The organism is Hymenobacter sp. (assembly GCF_031398885.1).
Lineage (GTDB): Bacteria > Bacteroidota > Bacteroidia > Cytophagales > Hymenobacteraceae > Hymenobacter.
In genome coordinates this window covers 80,243-97,825 of the sequence record NZ_JANNOD010000005.1, presented here as the reverse complement: position 1 = coordinate 97,825, position 17,583 = coordinate 80,243, and the positions used below count along the sequence as shown (strand labels likewise).

11 protein-coding genes and 1 tRNA gene are annotated in these 17,583 nt (G+C 64.4%); 7 read left to right on the top strand and 5 right to left on the bottom strand.

Features of this window, described 5'->3' with window-relative positions; all coding sequences use genetic code 11:
* Positions 1-73: 73 nt before the first annotated feature.
* Positions 74-1,003 carry a hypothetical protein gene (locus RMO51_RS00800; RefSeq protein WP_310391139.1) on the bottom strand — a complete coding sequence of 310 codons (930 nt, stop codon included), beginning with the start codon at positions 1,001-1,003 and terminating at the stop codon, positions 74-76.
* A 123-nt stretch (positions 1,004-1,126) separates the two neighbouring features.
* Between RMO51_RS00800 and RMO51_RS00795 the strand changes: the two genes are divergently transcribed.
* The 4 genes from RMO51_RS00795 (at position 1,127) to RMO51_RS00780 (ending at position 9,046) form a co-directional block, all read left to right on the top strand.
* A complete protein-coding gene (locus RMO51_RS00795; protein WP_310391138.1) occupies positions 1,127-1,633 on the top strand; it encodes a redoxin domain-containing protein in 507 nt (168 codons plus the stop codon).
* 116 nt (positions 1,634-1,749) lie between these two features.
* A complete protein-coding gene (locus RMO51_RS00790) occupies positions 1,750-3,318 on the top strand; it encodes a T9SS type A sorting domain-containing protein (protein WP_310391136.1) in 1,569 nt (522 codons plus the stop codon).
* 160 nt (positions 3,319-3,478) lie between these two features.
* Positions 3,479-5,515, top strand: a complete 2,037-nt coding sequence (locus RMO51_RS00785; RefSeq protein ID WP_310391134.1) for a peptidylprolyl isomerase — start codon at positions 3,479-3,481, stop codon at positions 5,513-5,515.
* Between the two features lie 261 nt (positions 5,516-5,776).
* Entirely contained in the window at positions 5,777-9,046 is a 3,270-nt protein-coding gene (locus tag RMO51_RS00780) for a PAS domain S-box protein (protein ID WP_310391132.1), read from the top strand.
* Positions 9,047-9,087: 41 nt separating this feature from the next.
* Here RMO51_RS00780 and RMO51_RS00775 read toward each other — a convergent pair whose 3' ends face one another.
* Both RMO51_RS00775 and RMO51_RS00770 read right to left on the bottom strand, forming a co-directional pair.
* Entirely contained in the window at positions 9,088-10,068 is a 981-nt protein-coding gene (locus tag RMO51_RS00775; protein ID WP_310391131.1) for an aldo/keto reductase, read from the bottom strand.
* A 214-nt stretch (positions 10,069-10,282) separates the two neighbouring features.
* Positions 10,283-10,624, bottom strand: coding sequence for a cupin domain-containing protein (locus RMO51_RS00770; RefSeq protein WP_310391129.1), 342 nt, complete (start codon positions 10,622-10,624; stop codon positions 10,283-10,285).
* A gap of 185 nt (positions 10,625-10,809) precedes the next feature.
* Between RMO51_RS00770 and RMO51_RS00765 the strand changes: the two genes are divergently transcribed.
* Positions 10,810-11,643 carry a serine O-acetyltransferase gene (locus RMO51_RS00765; protein ID WP_310391127.1) on the top strand — a complete coding sequence of 278 codons (834 nt, stop codon included), beginning with the start codon at positions 10,810-10,812 and terminating at the stop codon, positions 11,641-11,643.
* A 193-nt stretch (positions 11,644-11,836) separates the two neighbouring features.
* Positions 11,837-12,760, top strand: coding sequence for a cysteine synthase A (cysK, locus tag RMO51_RS00760; protein ID WP_310391125.1), 924 nt, complete (start codon positions 11,837-11,839; stop codon positions 12,758-12,760).
* Between the two features lie 75 nt (positions 12,761-12,835).
* Here cysK and RMO51_RS00755 read toward each other — a convergent pair.
* Positions 12,836-12,909 (bottom strand) — tRNA-Ala (locus RMO51_RS00755).
* Positions 12,910-13,145: 236 nt separating this feature from the next.
* Between RMO51_RS00755 and RMO51_RS00750 the strand changes: the two genes are divergently transcribed.
* Positions 13,146-13,676: a hypothetical protein gene (locus tag RMO51_RS00750; RefSeq protein WP_310391124.1), complete on the top strand. Its 531-nt coding sequence runs from the start codon at positions 13,146-13,148 to the stop codon at positions 13,674-13,676.
* Positions 13,677-14,078: 402 nt separating this feature from the next.
* Here RMO51_RS00750 and RMO51_RS00745 read toward each other — a convergent pair whose 3' ends face one another.
* Positions 14,079-17,519, bottom strand: coding sequence for a TonB-dependent receptor (locus RMO51_RS00745; RefSeq protein ID WP_310391122.1), 3,441 nt, complete (start codon positions 17,517-17,519; stop codon positions 14,079-14,081).
* Positions 17,520-17,583: the final 64 nt, after the last annotated feature.

The window sequence follows — 17,583 nt, the reverse complement described above, 5'->3', positions numbered from 1 at the left end:
CGCGGTTTTCCTCCGCGACCTCTGCGAGAAAGGGCACCCGTAAGCCAATTGCGTAAGTCCTAACATCAATAAATTACTTGGTCGGAATCCGCAGCTGAAAAGCCAGCGAGGGCACGAACGTAACGCCGCTGAGCGAGGTGCTGGCGCCGTTCAGCAGGGCGTACTGGCCGTAGTTCTGGTAGAAGACGGACAGGGCCGGGATGACGTAGAAATAGCGGTAGCCGAACTTGAGGTTGACGAAGCCGCCAAACGAGGAAAAGTCCCGGCTTTGGGTAGGCAGGGCCGGTAATTTCTGCGTGTTGATGAAGATGTTGTCCGGCGCGAAGCCGTAGCTCACCCAGCTGTGGGCGTACACCACCCCGTAGCTGATGGCCCCGATTTCCTCCTCCGGCCCAAACGACTGGCTGAAGATGAGCGGCACCAGCAGGTCGTTGCGGGTGGCCCGGAAGTTCAGCACCTCGTTGATGTCCGTCAGGAACGGCAGGCTGGGCAGCTTGGCCCGCTGGGTGGCAAACTGCAGGCCCACGCTGGCGTAGGTGACGCCGCTGCCGGCGCCCGCGCCCGGGCTTTCGGGTGAGCCGGCGGGGCCCAGCAACTGGTACTGCGCATCGAATACGTAAGAGCCGAAGGCGTACTTGAAGCCCGCGTCGAGCCGGGGCACGATGCCGTAGCGGACGCTCAGGTCGGCGGTGGGCTGCACCGGGTCGAGGATGTAGGCCAGGGCGGCGGCCTGCAGGTTGGTCACGGCGCCGCCGTAGCCCACGGTGTCCTTGCTGGCGGCCGTGCTGGCGGCATCTTTAAGAGCGCCGCCAACCTTGCCCAGGGGCGCCGAGGCCAGGTTGAAGCCCTGGTTGTAGCCCACCCGAAACTCGCCCTGCGGGGTGACCTTGCCGGTGGCCACGATGGCGCGCGGGGCGGTGCAGGAGGCGGTGAGCGAGAGCGCGGCGGCCGCCAGCAGGCCGGCAGGCTGCCGGAACGGGCGCAAACGGAAAGAAATTTTCATGGAGGCAAAGATTACTACGGCGCCGCGGAAACGAAAATCGGGCCGAAACCGCTTTAAACCCGAGCCAGCGGCCACGGTCTGAGACAAGCGTACTGACCCCCGCCCGCCGCTTTACCTTCGCGTATGCACTTATTTCTTATTCTGCTGAGCTGTTTGGGCGCGTTCGCCGCTGGCCGCCCGGTGCCGCCGCGGGCCACGGTTTACGTGTTTCTGGCCGATACCTGCCCCATCAGCCAGGCGGCCACCCTGCCGCTGCGCGAGCTGCACGGCCGCTATGCCGCCCAGGGCGTCCGGTTCGTGGGCGTGTTTCCGGCTCGGGAAACGACACCGGCCGCCCGGGCCGCCTTCGCCAAAACCTACCAGGTGCCCTTCCCCCTGCAAGCCGACCCGGGCCACCGGCTCACGCGCCAGCTCCACGCCCGCGTCACGCCCGAGGCGGTGGTGCTGGCGGCCGACGGCCGCACCGTCCTCTACCAGGGCCGCCTGAACGACGCCTACGCCGGCCTGGGCCAGCACCGCCCCGTGACGCACCGCCACGAGCTGGCCGATGCGCTGGCCGCCGTGGCCGCCGGCCGCCCCGTGGCCGTGCCCCGCACCGAGCCGGTGGGGTGTTTCATTGAGGAAATCTGACGGTTCGTTGAATGAATGCCGCTCGACCGCGCTGCCCCGCTCACCTTGCGGCCGTCGGCCGAGAGCAGCCGCGCCGGGCCCTACTTTCAAAATAGAAAAATTCACAACCCACGTGCATGAAAAACCATTTCTCTTTACTGTTCCTGCTGCTGGCCCTGGCGGAACCCCGCGCCCGCGCTCAAACCGGCCAGCAAGTCACCTTCAGCCAGCACATTGCGCCGCTGGTGTACCAGCACTGCACCAGTTGCCACCGGGTGGGGGAGGTGGGCCCCTTCCCACTCACCAGCTACGCCGAGGTGGCCAGCCACGGCCAGACCATCAAGTACGTGACCGGCACCCGCTACATGCCGCCGTGGAAGCCCGACCCCAGCTACCGCCACTACCTGGACGAAAACACGCTCAGCACCACCGAAATCCAGCAAATCAAGGACTGGGTGGATAACGGGATGCCCCAGGGCAACCCCGCCCTCGCGCCCCCCGTGCCCACCTACCCGGCCGGCTCGCAGCTGGGCACGCCCGACCTGGTGGTGTCCATGCCCCGGGCCTTCACCCACCAGGGCAACGGCCAGGACCTGTACCGCGTGTTCGTGCTGCCCGTGGACCTGCCCACCGACCGCGACGTTGCCGCCGTGGAGTTCCGGGCCGGCAACAAGCGCATCGTGCACCACGCCATCATTGGCCTCGACACCACCCAGCAGGCCCAGGCCCTGGACGCGGCCGACCCCGGCGACGGCTACACCCAGTTCGGCGGCTTCGGCTTCAACCCCGTGGAAGTGAACTGGGCCGGCTGGGTATCGGGCACGCAGGCGCGGTTCTACCCGGCCGGCATGGGCAAAAAGCTCTACCGCCGGGCCTCGCTGCTGCTCCAGCTGCACTACGGCCCCAGCGCCAGCACCCAGACCGACTCGTCGGTCATCAACATCTTCTTCGCCCGCCAGCCGGTGCGCCGCTACGTGCGCACGGTGCCCGCCATCGCGCCCCCCACGCTCACCAACGGGCCGTTCGTGATTCCGGCCGGGCAGGTCACCACCTTTCATTCCCAGGTCACCATCCCCATCGACTTGACGCTGCTGAGCGTGCTGCCCCACGCGCACTACCTCAACAAGAGCTGGAAAATCTGGGCCGTGACGCCCGGCGGCGACACCATCCGGGGCGTGAAAATTGACGACTGGGACTTCCGCTGGCAGGGCTCCTACCGCTTCACCAACCCGCAGAAGATTCCGGCCGGCTCCCGCCTCATGGCCGACATCACCTACGACAACACCGCCGCCAACCCGCGCAACCCCAACAGCCCACCGCAGGAGATGCGCTGGGGCGAGAGCACGCTGGAAGAAATGCTGCTGGCCTACTTCGACGTGCTGCCCTACCAGGCCGGCGACGAGGGCATCGTGCTGAGCACCGCGCCCGGCCGCGCCACCGCCCCCGGCACCGTGCCGATGGCCGTGTACCCCAACCCCGCCACCGGCAGCGCCGCCCTCAACTTCCAACTGGAGCGCCCCGGCCCCGTCACCGTGTCGCTGCTCGACGAAACCGGGCGCCTCGTGCGCGCCCTGGTGCGCGAGAAAGCTTACCCCACGGGCCCGCAGCAGGTGCCGCTGCCCCTGACCGGCCTCCGCGCCGGCCTCTACTTCGTGCGCCTGGAAACCGACGGCTTCAGCCGCAGCGAGAAGCTGGTGGTGAAGTAGCCGCGGCGCTGCTGGTGAAATGAGCCCTGACTTGGCTGAGTCAGGGCTTGTTTGTTTGCGCGGGTAGGTACGCCGTCCCGGGGAGCCGGCGGGGGCCGGCCCGGGCGGCGGGGACTGCGCTGCGCGCTACATTCGCGTTTTCCGCGAGCTGTTTCCGCCCATGCCCCTTCGCTCCCTGCTGCGCCTTTGGCCGCTGCTGCTCCTGGCCGCCTGTGCCCGCACCCCACGCCCCAGCGCTGGCCTGAACAACAAGTACCACGATGCTACTATCCGCCAAATCGGCACGGCGCAGGACGAGCGCAACACCGTCGCGCTGCTGCCATTCCTGAGCAATACCAATCCCGCGTACCGCCGCGAAGCCGCTCTGGCGCTGGCTTCGGTGCAAGCCCCGGCGGCCGTGCCGGGCCTGCTGCCGCTGCTGCGCGATGCCGACCCCGGCGTGCGCCGCGCCGCCGCCTACGCCCTGGGCCAGACCGGCGACAGCACCGCCGTGGACAGCCTGCGCGTGCGCGTGCTGAAGGAAGCCGACGACGGGGTGCGCCGCTACGTGCACGAAGCCCTGGGCCGCACCGTCACGCGCCGCACCCTGCCCGAGCTGTGGCGCGTGGAAACCCTGACCGATACCGCCCGCGTCGCCGCGCTGGCCGCGGGCCTGAGCCGCGCCGCCCTGCGCGGCATCAGCTCCCCCGAGAGCATCCGCCGCACGGTGCTGGCCCTGAATTCGCCGAAGCTGCCGCCGCGCGGCCGGTTGCTGGCCGCGGTGGGGCTGTCGCGCACCCGGGGCCACGACGCCGACCTGGCCCGGCTGGCGGAAACGACTTTGGTGCGGGTGGCGCAAAAGGACCGTTCGTACGCCGTGCGGGCGGCAGCCGTGGCCACGCTGGGCAAAATCGTGTCCGTTAGCCAGTCCCCCGCCGACTCGGCTACCCGATCAGCTTCGGCCGCTGAAGCGGGCACCACGGCTGCGGTGCTGGTGCAACTGGCCACCAAAGACCCCGATTACCGGGTGCGGCTGAGTGCCTTGCGGGCCCTGCCATTCAGCCCCCAAAACTATGCTGCCAGCCGCGCAGCCGTGTTCTACGTGCTGCGCCACGACCAGGCACCGGTGGCGCTCACGGCGGCGGAGTGGCTGCTGGCCCACGCCCAGGGGGAATCCGGCGCCGCCCTGGCGGCCTTGGCCGATGGCAACAAGCAGGCTTCGCCGCGGGTGCGGGCGGCACTGCTGCAGGCCGCCGTGCGCCACGCCAGCCCAGCGGCCCGGGCCAGCCTCATCGGAACCATTCAGAAGCGCTATCCGGTGGCCCCCACCGCGTACGAAAAGGGTTTCCTGCTGCAAGCATTGGCCGAAGACCCGGCGGCGTTTGATTTTGTGCAGGCCGAGGCGTTTGCGGCGGGCCAGGCCCCGGTGGTGGCCGGCTACGCGCTGGCGGCGCTGCTGGCCCTGCGCCGCCACGCCGATTTCCCCGCCGCCCGCCACGCCGATTTTGCCGCCGCCGTGCGCCGGGCCCTGGCCGGGGGCGACGTGGCCCAGCTCGGGACCGCCGCCGAAGCCCTTACCGATGCGAAGCTCTACCCCGCCCCGCAGCCCGCCGACCTGGCCGCCCTGCGCCAGGCGCAGGCCCGGCTGCAGCTGCCCCGCGAGATTGAAGCGTGGCAGGGCTTGCAGCAGGCCCTCGACAAGCTCGAAAAAGCGGCCCCCACGCCGACGCCGGTGGCCACGGCCCAACAGCACCCCATCGACTGGGCGGTGGTGCAGGGCGTGCCGCTGGGGCAGCAAGTGCGGCTGCGCACGTCCAAGGGCATTGTTCTGCTGGAGCTGAAGCCCAACGAAGCGCCCGGCGCGGTGGCCAGCTTCGTGACGCTCATCGGCCAGAAATTCTACGACAACCTGTATTTCCACCGCGTGGTGCCCAACTTTGTGGCCCAGGGCGGCGACCCGCGCGGCGACGGCAACGGCAGCGCCCCCTACAACCTGCGCTCGGAATTCGGCGACCTGCGCTACGAGGAAGGCAGCGTGGGCCTGGCCTCGGCGGGCAAAGACACCGAGAGCTGCCAGTTCTTCATCAACCACACGCCCACGCCCCACCTGGACGGGCGTTACCCCATCTTTGCCCAGGTGGTGGGCGGCCTGGATGTGGTGCACAAGCTCGAAATCGGCGACCAGATTCTGGGCCTGGAATTGGTGACAGCCCGCTGAGCACCGGTGCCGGAACAGCGCGGATGAGTCTGCCGGGCCAATGACGGGGTCCGGGCGGATTGCGCCGATAACCCAAAAGAACTCACGCGGGCCCGGCGGTGGCAATGGCCCCGGACCCCGGGCCCCGAGGCGGGCAGCGGGGCGTTGCCTGCTCCCCGTGGGTGGGTTTGGAGGGGGGGACTGCGAGCCGAATTCAGCAAAGTCCGTAGCTTGTGGGGCAAGCCCAGGTTATCTTCGCTGACCATTTCCTGCTGCTCCGCCGTGAACCCGACCGACATGACCCGCGCCGAGCTGGAACTGGCGCTGCAGCAGCAGCAAGCCGAGAATGCGGCGCTGCGGGCCGCGCTGGCCCTGGCCCCGCCCGCCGCCCCGGCCGCCCGCGGCCCGCTGCCGGACCATGAGCAGCTCTTGTTCCGAACGCAGGAGCTCTTTAGCGCCGTGGTGCTCACCGACGGCGAGGGGCGCGTGACGTGGGTCAACCGGGGGTTCACCACGCTTTGCGGACTTGAGCTGGCGCAGGTGCTGGGCCGTCGGCCCGATTCGTTCCTGCGGCCGGCCCTGACCGAACCCCAAACCCTCGACTACCTGCGCAGCTGCTTGCAGGCCAAGGTGCCTTTTCAGTATGAGGTGCGCAACCCCCGGTCCGGCAACGACTCCGCCTGGATTCGGGTGCGGGTGCAGCCCATCTACAGCGAGCAGCGCCGGGAGGTCATCCTGGCCGGCTTTCTGGAAGACATCACGGAGTGGAAAAAAACCCAGTCCAACCTGGCCGAGAGCGAGCACCGCTTCCGGGCCTTGGCCGAAAGCGTGCCCGGCGTGCTCTACGAATGGCGCCACAATGCCGACAACACCTTTCACCTGAGCTACGTCAGCCCCAAGCTGTTCGAAATATTTGGCATTCCCCTCGCCGACATGGGCCGCGTGTTGGACTTCTCGCACCCCGACGATGCGCCGGCCCTGCGGGAGTCCATCAGGCACGCCGTGGGCACGCAGGCGCCGTGGTTCTACGAGGGCCGGGTGCTGGTGCCCGGCCAGCCGCTGCGCTGGCTGCGGGGCAGCTCCGTCGTCACGGGCCACGACCCCGCCGGGGTGAAATACAGCGGCATCCTGCTCGACATTACGCCCCTGAAGCAGGCCGAAAACGCCCTGCGCGAAAGCGACCTGCGCTGGCGCCTGGCCGTGGAAGGCTTCGGCGACGGCACGTGGGAAGTTAACCTGAGCACCCACCGCGCCTTTTTTTCGGTCAGCTACAAAGGGATGCTCGGGTACGGCGACGCCGAATTTCCGAACGAGTACGCCACGTGGCTGGCCCACGTGCACCCCGAGGACGTGGCGGGGCGGCTGCGCATCATGGATGCCTACCTGAGCGGCGATGCGCCCATTGTCGCCGACGAGTACCGGCTCCGCTGCAAGGACGGCACCTACAAGTGGGTGCTGAGCCGGGCCAAGGTGACGGAGCGCGACGCGGCCGGCAACCCGCTCATCGTCACCGGCTCGCACACCGACATTTCGGAGCTCAAAAAGGCCAAGGAGGACCTCGATGCTTCCACCCGGCGGCTGTCCACGGTCATCGCCAATTTTCAGGAAGGCATCGTGCTGGAAGATGAAAACCGGCAGATTGTGCTCACCAACGAGGCCTTCTGCCAGTTGCTGCCGAGTGCGGCCGTCACCCCGGGCCAGCTCATCGGCAGGAACGGGGCCTGGCTGGCCGAAGGCTCCAAAAGCTTCCTCAAAAGCCCCAACCAGTACGTGGCGCGCATCACGGCCCTGCTCCGCCGCAAAAAGCCCGCGGTGGGCGACGTGCTGGCCCTGCGCGACGGCCGCACCCTGCAACGGGATTTTGCCCCGATTTACGACCAGGACCGCTACATCGGGCATTTGTGGAAATACGAGGACATCACCGTCCGCACCAACGCCGAGGAAGACCTGCGGCGGCGCGAAGAAAAATACCGCGGCATCATCGAAAACATGTCGCTCGGCCTCGTCGAGGCCAACCTGGAAGACTACCTGCTCTACGCCAACCAGAGCTTCTGCGACATGACGGGCTTCCGCAACGACGAGCTGCGGGGCCGCGAGCTTTCGCCGCTGCTCCTCACCGGCGCCGACCGGGCGCTGGTGGAAAGCAAGAAGGCCGTCCGGCAGCAGGGCATCGCCGACTCGTACGAAATTTCCGTCACCACCAAGAGCGGCGAAATAAAATGGCTGTTGGTGAGCGGCGCCCCGCTCTACGACGACGAGCAGCGCCTCGTCGGCTCCATTGGCATCTACCTCGACGTGACGCCGCAAAAGCGCCTGGAGGCCAACCTGCGCGAAGCCAAGGGCCTGGCCGAAAGCAGCACCCGCGTCAAGCAGGAGTTCCTGACCAACATGAGCCACGAAATCCGAACGCCCATGAACGCCATTTTGGGCATGAGCCAACTGCTGGCCAAAACGATGCTCGACGGCCCGCAGGCCAACTACCTGCAGGCCATCACGGCTTCGGCCGAAAACCTGCTGGTCATCATCAACGACATCCTCGACCTCTCCAAAATTGAGGCCGGGCGCATGGCCGTTGAGCGAATCGGGTTTGAGCCGCGGGAGCTCTGCGCCCAAGTAGAAGAAACGCTGCGGTTTAAAGCCGAAGAGAAGGGGCTGAATTTTGTCACGCAGGTGGGTGCCGCCGTGCCCGCCGTGCTCCTCGGCGACCCTTACCGCATCACCCAAATCCTGATGAACCTGGCCGGAAATTCGGTCAAATTCACCGAAAAAGGCACCATTACCGTCTGCTGCTCTTTCGTGGGCCGGACCGACGACGGGGTGGACGTGGAGTTTACGGTGCAGGACACTGGCGTGGGCATCGAGCCGGCCTACCTGAGCCGGGTGTTCGACGAATTCAGCCAGGAAGATTCTTCCGTGACCCGCAAATTCGGCGGTACTGGCCTGGGCCTGGGCATCAGCAAAAAGCTGGTGGCCCTGCTCGGCGGCGAGCTGCTGATGGAAAGCCAAAAAGGCCGCGGCACCACCAGCTGGTTTTGCCTGCGCCTGCCCGAAGGCGCGGACGAGGACCTGCCGCAAAAAGAAGCCGTGGCCGACCTGCGCGACTTGCAAAACGCCCTGCGCGGCAAACGGGTGCTGCTGGTCGAGGACAACGTATTCAACCGCATGCTGGCCGGGGTCTTCCTCGCCAACGCGCAGCTGAGCGTGACCGAAGCCGAAAACGGCCTGGTGGCCGTGGAGCTGGCCCGGCACCAGGCCTTCGACGTGGTGCTGATGGACGTGCAAATGCCCGTGATGAACGGCTACGAAGCCACGGCGCTGCTGCGCGGGGAGCTGGGCTTGGCCGTGCCCATCATTGCCCTCACCGCCAACGCCATCAAAGGCGAGCGCGACAAATGCCTGGCCGCGGGCATGAACGACTACCTGACCAAGCCGTTTCGGGAAGCCGCGCTGGTGCAAATGGTGCACGACTGGGCCGTGGGCCCGCTTCAGCAGCAGCGCAGCCGCCAGCCGCTGGCCACGGAAAGCGCGCCGCGCGCGGCCGGGTCTTCCTGAGCCACTCGCCGCTTTTGGGGCCGGGGCTGCCCGGCGCGCCGCTACCGGTTCACCAGCTTCAGGGCGTCCTCGCCGTAGCGGGCCCCGGCCACGGGGCGCGCGGCCAGCAGATTTTGCAGCTGCTGCAAGTCGGAGGGGGAAAGCGCGACGGCGGCCGCGGCGGCGTTTTCTTCCAGGTATTGCCGGCGCTTGGTGCCCGGAATGGGAACCAGGTGCGGGTCCTGGGCCAGCAGCCAGGCCAGCGCCAGCTGCGCCGTGCTGATGCCCTTCTCGTGGGCCAGCTGGTGCAGGCCGGCCACCAGGGGCGCGTTGGCGTCACCCACTTCCTCGCCGAAACGGGGCATACTGCGGCGCAAGTCCTGCACCGCCAGTTGCGGGCCCGGGTCGGTGAGCAGCCCGCGGCCCAGCGGCGAAAACGGCACCAGGCTCACGCCCAGTTCGCGGCAGGTCGGCAACACCTCCGCTTCCACGTCGCGGGTGAAGAGGGAGTATTCCGATTGCAGCGCCGCCACGGGGTGCGTGGCCGCCGCCCGCCGCAGCGAGGCGGCCGAGGCCTCGGATACCCCCAGAAAACGCACTTTGCCGGCCTGCACCAGCGCCGCCATGGCGCCCACCATTTCCTCCACGGGCACGGCCGGGTCGATGCGGTGGGCATAGTACAAGTCGATGGTGTCGACGCCCAGGCGCCGCAGGCTGGCGTCGCAGGCCGCCGCGATGCGCTCGGGGCGCACGTCCACCCGGGCTCCGCCGGCGCCATCGGCCACGAAGCCGAACTTGGTGGCCAGAAACACCCGGGCTCGGTTGGGCACCAGCACCTGCCGCAGCAGCGCCTCGTTGGCCCCGAAGCCGTAGACGTCGGCCGTGTCCCAAAACGTCACGTCCAGGTCCAGCGCGCGGTGCAGGGTGGCCACGGCCTCCCGCTCGTCGCTGGGCCCGTAGGCGTAATCCGAAGCCATGGACATGCAGCCCAGGCCCAGCGCCGAAACCTGCTGGCCGGTGCGGCCCAGTTCACGGGTTTGCATAAGACTTAAGAATAAGCTTAAAGCGGTTTCGGGGTTAGTGTACCAGTCGTCTGGCTCCCCTCTCTTTGGGAGAGGGGCTGGGGGTGAGGTGAGCCTGGCCGGAGCAGGTACCCCGATTCCGAAACCGCACTAGAACGACAGAACGGCGCGGTAGGGAAACTCTAGCTGTCCTCAAGCAGACTGGGTTTTCAGCTAGCCGCGTAACTGGAAATCTCTACGCCTCCTCGCGCCCATGCACTTGCGCCGGCGGCGAAGTCGCCTCTACGGCGGAGAAATTCTCGAGAATCTTGTAGGTGTGCTCGGCGCCCTGGGGCACCACCCAGGAGTTGCCTGCCTCCAGAATTACCACCTGGCCGGCCAGGTGCAGTTCGGCCCGGCCGCTGAGCACGTAGCCCACGGTTTCGTAGGGCCGGGCGGCCGAAGGCTTGGGCTCGCCGGGCTGCTCGTTCTCCCACAGGCGCATGGCCACGCGCTTGCCCGAGGCCAGGTACTTTTCGCCCTCGGCGCCTTTGGGCGAGTGGCGCGAATCAACTTTGGTGATGGTGGTGTCGGACATGGAGCTGGGCTGGGGAAAGGAGGAATGGAGTATCTTTTGCCCGCCGCCGCCGCTGCTTGGGGGCGGGCACGGGCGCCTTGGCTAAACGGCCGAACCGCCGCTGCCGTTGCCCCGGAGCGCCGAAACCTTCATTTGCTCATCCGGTTAAGTCCCCCGGTAATTTTCGCCACCTTTTTTCTGCTGCCGTGCTGCCCCCTTCTTTTGCCGCCGAGCTGGCCCACGCCCACGCCGCCGTGCCCGACGCCCTGCCCGGCGCCGCCTTCTGCGCCCTGGCCGACGGCCTGCTGGCGCTGCTTTTTCCCCAGCGGGCCGAGCAACCCCTGCCCACCGCCGACGCCGTAGCCGCCGAGCTCCATCATTTCCGGGCCGAGCTGGCCGCCTTGCTGGCCGTGGTACCGCGCCTGCCCGCGCCCGCGCCCGCCCTGGCCGACGAGTTCACGGACCAGTTGCCGGCCCTGCGCGCGACACTGCTGCGCGACGCGAGCGCCATCCTGGCCAGCGACCCCGCCGCCCAGGGGCTCACCGAAATCATCGGTTCCTACCCCGGCTTCTACGCCACGGCCCTGCACCGGCTGGCCCACGCCCTGCACCAGCGCGGCCTGCCGCGCCTGCCGCGCCTGCTGAGCGAGTACGCCCACCAGCGCACCGGCATCGACATTCACCCCGGTGCCAGCATTGGCCCCGCTTTTTGCATCGACCACGGCACGGGCCTCGTCATCGGCGAAACCGTCGTCATCGGGGCCAACGTGCAGGTGTACCAGGGCGTCACGCTGGGGGCGCTCAGCGTCACCAAGGGCCTGCAGGGCACCAAGCGCCACCCCACCATCGAGGACTTCGTGGTGATTTACGCCGGGGCCACCATCCTCGGCGGCAGCACGGTGGTCGGGGCGCACAGCATCATCGGGGGCAACGTGTGGCTCACCGAAAGCGTACCCTCGCACTCGCGGGTGTACCACCGCGCCCACATCAACATCTCCCGCAGCGTCGACCCCGCCGCGGAGCTGGTCTTCTCGATTTAAATGGGGGCTTGGGGACTTCGGGGCTTAGGAACTTGGTTGACATGCTGACCGCGCAGGCGTACAACAGGTGCCAAGTTTCGGGTCCACATCAACTAGGCCTGACCAACCAATTCAGTCAATTAACTGTCTCATTCACTAATTCTTTCAAATCTTCAAGTCCCTAAGCCCCCAGGTTCCCAAGCCCCCCATAGCCATGAAAGCCCACTCCATTCTCGACACCATTGGCAACACGCCGCTCGTGCGCATCAACAAGCTTTTTGCCGCCACCCGCCCCGACGTGGAAGTGTGGGTGAAGCTGGAGCGCGCCAACCCGGGCGGCTCCATCAAGGACCGCATTGCCCTGTCCATGATAGCGCAAGCCGAGAAGGACGGCCTCCTCACCAAAGACAGCCTCATTGTGGAACCCACTTCCGGCAATACCGGGGTGGGCCTGGCCCTGGTGGCCGCCGTCAAAGGCTACAAGCTTACCCTGGTGATGCCCGAGAGCATGAGCATCGAGCGCCGCCGCCTCATGGCCGCTTACGGCGCCAACCTGGAACTGACGCCCCGCGAAAAGGGCATGAAAGGCGCCATTGAGAAAGCCCAGGAAATCGTGGCCAATACGCCCGGCGCCTGGATGCCCATGCAGTTCTCCAACCCCGCCAACCCGCAGATTCACGCCGAAACCACCGCTCGGGAAATCCTCGCCGATGCGCCCGAAGGCTTCGACTTCCACATCACCGGGGTGGGCACCGGCGGCCACATCACGGCCGTGACCGAGGTGCTCAAGCCCCTGTTCCCAAACATGAAAACCTTCGCCGTGGAGCCCGAAGCCTCGCCGGTCATCAGCGGCGGCGCCCCCGGCCCGCACCCCCTCCAGGGCATTGGCGCCGGCTTCATCCCCGACAACCTGCACACCGCCATCCTCGACGGCACCATCCAGGTATCGCAGCAGGAAGCCTACGACATGACCCGCCGCGCCGCCCGGGAGGAGGGCCTGTTCATCGGCGTGTCGTCGGGCGCCTCGCTGGCCGCCATCGCCAAGAAGCTGCCCGAAGTACCGGAAGGCGGCCGCATCCTCACCTTCTGCTACGACACCGGCGAGCGGTACCTGTCGGTGGAGGGCCTGTTCGTGTGAGCAAATTCTTGTGAGTAACAGCAAAAAGCCCGACCATGTAAGTGGTCGGGCTTTTTGCTGTTACTCGCTTTCAAGTGGAGAATATCGGAGTCGAACCGATGACCTCTTGCATGCCATGCAAGCGCTCTAGCCAACTGAGCTAATCCCCCAATTTCGTGGGTTACCACCGAGCCATTTGCGCGTTGGTTCGACAAAAGTACGGTTTGTCGGCGGTTTGGCAAGGGCAGGACCATCTTTTTTTACTTTGGAGACTGCAAGGCTCACAAAGTCAGATACAAAAACTGAAGATATGTTAAATTGCCGTTATGTATCCGCTACGATGGTTGAGACCGGCATCCAGAGCCGTTTCGGCTATTATCTTTGAGGCAGTAACCAACTCCAATTTATGAAACACGTTTTTTTTACTCTCTTCGCCGGTTTCGCCTTGGTTTCCTGTTCTGAAATCAATACGGACCCAGCGCCCGCCCGGCTCACGCGCACTGTGCAGACGGCCACGCTAACGTATAGCCTCTCCCGCTCGACGCTGGCCGGCGATACGGTGTTGGTAAACCCCAGACTGCAGGTGTTCACGTACCCGGTTACGCTCGATGCGGATGGCAAGGCAACCACGCCCAATGCCACTGGCACGTTGCTCACTACCATCACAGATTTTTCAGCCCCCCAGCCCATTGTTTTAAGTCCTATGCCCGTAACGATAACGGACGGTGTTACCGGCCCATTAGGCGTGCGCTTCGTGCTGACCAGCGCTAACCGTCCGGGCCGTCGTACTGCGGCACAGCGCCTGAACGCTTCGTTCCTCGTGGACGGAGCCCCACGCGCTACAGCCACGCTGCAGGGCACTAGCTTTTCCCGCACGGCCCCCGTACCAGCCAGTGGCGTGTTTACGGCCACCAACAGTTCCAATATTGGAGGGTAGGCTTTTTTCGCTTCTTCCAATCGCGCAACGCCGGCTTCCCATGTGTGGGAAGCCGGCGTTTTTGCTGCGTGCGCAAGAGCAATCAGGCATTGTGCGCTCGCCGTTCTACGACTTGACCAACCGTTTTAGTGCTACCGGTCTAGGTCTTTTAGACTTGTTAAGCAGTCAAAATGCCTCAACAACATTGTGGCCTTGATAAATCAAAGGGCGGTAATCCATCTAACCGCCCAAGGCTATTTGGTGGGTTGCCGCCCCTTAGTTTCTTCCGCACTTCCAATGGTGGGTTCGCAAAACATCATATTTGCTGCTGCCTGAGCATACAAACCGGAAAATTGCGGCCTAACAAAAAAGGGTGCGGGAGAAGACCCCCGCACCCTTTCTCAAAGAACTCGCGCAACTGGTTTAGTTGAATAAGTAACGCAGGCCTAATTGAATGCGCCAGCGCGAACCCTCGCCCGTGTTGTAGCGGTCAGTTACCGTCAGCGGAACACCTGGCGTCACGGAGATAGTGCCGTCAGCATTAGTCACGCGCTGCGGGTCGGTGAGATAGTTGTACTGAAATTCCGGGCGGTTATCAGTGCCGAAAGTGAAGTTTTGGCCCGTAGCCGACAGCAGTGCGGGGCGGTTGGGGGCTTTGGTCACGCCCCAGTTCTTGTTAAGCAGATTGCCAATGTTAAATATGTCAACGCTGAACTGCAAAGAGTTGCGATTTTCGCCGATATTGGTGAAGACGTCCTGTAGCAAGCGGGTATCTACAAAAGCGGCCCAGGGCGCCACGGCCCCGTTGCGCTCGGCGTAATCGCCGCGGCGCTTATTCAGGTACTCGTCCTGTCCAATGTACGCGTCCAAATCAATCCACTGCTGCGCCGCGGTGTACGTCAGCTGCTGTGGCGTGCCAGTAAAGAACGTCCGGTCGCGGAGCACGATGTCGGCCTGGGTGCGGGGGACGTAAATCAGGTCGTTGGTGTTGTTGAAGTCGCCGTTCAGGTCGTTGTTGTAGTTGTAGGAATAACGGAAGCCCGGGCCTGCTTCGAAGAAAGCCGACAGGGTAGTGCCCAAATGGTTTAGGTATTCTTTGCGGTACGAGAACGAGCCGATGATGCGGTGCTGCTGCAGAAAGTTGGAGTAGCTAAGCACGTTCTCGTTGGGGTCACCGCTCACTTGCCGGTCGCGCCAAATGGAGTTGGCAATCGAGCCGCCGTCGTTCACCGACCGGGAATCGGCGTAGTTGTAAGCCAGACTAGCCGAAATGCCGTTAGAGAAGCTTTTCTGCAATTGGCCGGTTAGGGTGTACGAATAGCCTTTATTGGTGTTCTTCATCACGATGGCACCACCTGTGCTTACGTTCTGGTTGATTTGCGCCACACGAGTAGCCAGGGCGGTGGGGCTGCGGTAGATAATGCGGTTGTCGGGGCCAGTCAAGCGCAACTCTGACTCAGGTAAGTTGGCATTGACGTGGTAAACGGCATTCACGTCCTTGGTGAAAATGCCTTCCAGCGTCAGCACCACGTCGCCGGGCAGGCGCTGGTCCACGGCCAAGTTGGTGCGCCACACCTGGGGAAATTTAAAGTCCCGCTCGGTCACGGCGATGTCGTAGCTGCCACCCACGGGCAGGCCGGCCGGCACGCTACGGTACGCATTCACGTCGGAGGTGAACGGAATGGACACGCCCAGGGCGGGGTTGCGGGAATCAGGATCCGTGGACGGCTGCACGGTGTAGCCGCCGAACAGCACGCCGTTGTTGGAAGCCTGATTGGAAATCCATACGTAGGGAACCCGGCCAGTGAAAATACCCGTACCGCCACGCAACTGCGTTTTCTGGTCGTCGTTGACGTCCCAGTTGAAGCCAATGCGCGGCGACCACAGCAACTGGCTTTTCTGCAGTTGGTCGGTGAAAATGTTCTCGCCGCCGCGAAACGTTTGTCCGGCCACGGTTTCGTTGCGGGCAACGTCAGTGTTCACCACCGGAATGTCCACGCGTACGCCGCCCGTCAGGCGGAGGCTGGGCAGCACGTTAAATTCATCCTGGGCGTAGAAGCCCAACTGGTAGGCGTTGATTTCCGCGAAGTTGAAACTGGTGGTTGGCTTGTCGCTGCTCAACGAGTATTGCACTTGATACGTGGTAGCGGCCCGGCCGTCGGGGGTGAAGGCATCGGGCGTGAGAGTACCGGTGTTGGCGTCGTACGCGGCGCCGGCGCCACGGTAGAAATCAGCCAGTGAGGCGTAGCGGTAGCGGCCGTAATAATTCGGTGCGAAGCCGTTGCGGAACTTGTATACTTCGTTGTAAGTACCAAGGGTGAGTACGTGCTTGCCGATGCCGTAAGTCAGGTTATCCGAAAACTGCCAAGTGTCGGTGTCCAGCACGTTATTGGCCGAGAACGGCTCGTAGCCGAAGGAAGTGAACGCCTGACCAGCGCCGTTCTCGATGTCGACCAGCGGGAAAATGCCGCCGCTGCTTTCGCGGAAGTCCCGGCCCTTAGTGTAGCCCACTTGCAGGCTGTTCGACAAACTGCTGCTGAGGGTTGAATTCAACTCGGCGATGTAAGAATCGAGGTTGTTATTGATGCGATAGTAAGCGGCCAAAAACGGCAGATTGGTGTTTGTGGGTCCACGGCCGTTGGCGGGGGCACCAGACGTGCTCGGCGGCACATCGCGGTAGGAGCGCAGGTACGAGTACTTGAAATTGAAAGTGTTCTTCTGATTGATATTCCAATCCAACTTCCCTGAAATTTTATCGCTGAAAGTTTTTAATTGGTAGCCTTCGAACGGACCGGCGGCATAGCCGTATTTATCCTGCAGAAAGCCCGAGAGTTGCTCAAGCTGCGCAGCGGCGGCGGCCGAAGTGCTAGAGCCCGTGCCCGGCGCGGGCGTCTCGCCGGGTCGGTTGGCCACGAATACCGTACCGCCTGTGCCGGCCGGCGGGTCGTCGCGCCGTTCACCTTCCACACTCACGAAGAAAAACAGCTTGTCTTTGATGATGGGGCCACCCACGCGAGCGCCTATCTGCCACAAGCTAAAATCTGGAAACGCTTGGTCAGTGTCGCGCACCTTGGTGCCCACCAGATTGTCGTTGCGGCGAAAAGCGTATGCCGAACCCGAAAACTTGTTGGTGCCCGAGCGGGTGATGGCGTTGATGCCGGCACCCGTAAAAGCGCCTTGGCGCACGTCGTACGGAGCCAAGTTTATCTGAATTTCTTGGATGGCGTCAACTGAAATCGGCTGAGACCTTGTTTGGCCTCCAATTGTTGACTCCAAACCAAACGAGTTGTTAAATATTGCGCCGTCGATGGTTATGTTGTTGAAGTTGCCGTTACGGCCGCCAAAGCTCTGGCCGCCGTTGCTTTGCGGGGTGAGGCGGGTGAAGTCGTTGAACGAGCGGCTCAGCGAAGGCAGACGCTCAATTTGCTCACGCTGCACGGTGGTGCTAGCACCAGTGCGCCCCGCGTTAATTACCGGGTCGCGGCGGCCACTTACGGTCACTTCGCTCAACTCGGTGCTGCTATCGTCCATTTTTTGGTCGAAACGCAGATTCTGGCCAAGAGTCAGATTGATGCCTTCGCGCGAAATATCCTTAAACCCTACAAAGGTGACTTTCACCGTGTAGGGGCCGCCCACCCGCATGTTCTGGATGTTGAAGCGGCCTTCCGTATTGGTGGGGGCCACGTACTGCGTGTTGGTGGGGGTGTGGATGGCAATCACCGTGGCGCCTGGCAAGCCCCCGCCTTTGCTGTCGGAAATAACGCCGCTCATTGCGGCCGTGGTGGCGCCCTGGCCCCAGCCCAGCTGAGCCGTGCAGAGCATTAGCGCCAGCAGCAAAAAGTGGCGTAAACGTGGATTATGCATATAAAAAAAGTTGGTGAAAACAGAAAACTATGTTAGGCACGACAAAGGTACTGCTGACAACCAG

Excerpts from the sequence above, each read along its gene's own strand:
- RMO51_RS00800 (WP_310391139.1), bottom strand. The coding sequence starts at position 1,003 with ATGAAAATTTCTTTCCGTTTGCGCCCGTTCCGGCAGCCTGCCGGCCTG.
- RMO51_RS00785 (WP_310391134.1), top strand. The coding sequence starts at position 3,479 with ATGCCCCTTCGCTCCCTGCTGCGCCTTTGGCCGCTGCTGCTCCTGGCC.
- RMO51_RS00795 (WP_310391138.1), top strand. The coding sequence starts at position 1,127 with ATGCACTTATTTCTTATTCTGCTGAGCTGTTTGGGCGCGTTCGCCGCT.
- RMO51_RS00750 (WP_310391124.1), top strand. The coding sequence starts at position 13,146 with ATGAAACACGTTTTTTTTACTCTCTTCGCCGGTTTCGCCTTGGTTTCC.
- RMO51_RS00775 (WP_310391131.1), bottom strand. The coding sequence starts at position 10,068 with ATGCAAACCCGTGAACTGGGCCGCACCGGCCAGCAGGTTTCGGCGCTG.
- RMO51_RS00790 (WP_310391136.1), top strand. The coding sequence starts at position 1,750 with ATGAAAAACCATTTCTCTTTACTGTTCCTGCTGCTGGCCCTGGCGGAA.
- RMO51_RS00770 (WP_310391129.1), bottom strand. The coding sequence starts at position 10,624 with ATGTCCGACACCACCATCACCAAAGTTGATTCGCGCCACTCGCCCAAA.
- RMO51_RS00745 (WP_310391122.1), bottom strand. The coding sequence starts at position 17,519 with ATGCATAATCCACGTTTACGCCACTTTTTGCTGCTGGCGCTAATGCTC.
- cysK (WP_310391125.1), top strand. The coding sequence starts at position 11,837 with ATGAAAGCCCACTCCATTCTCGACACCATTGGCAACACGCCGCTCGTG.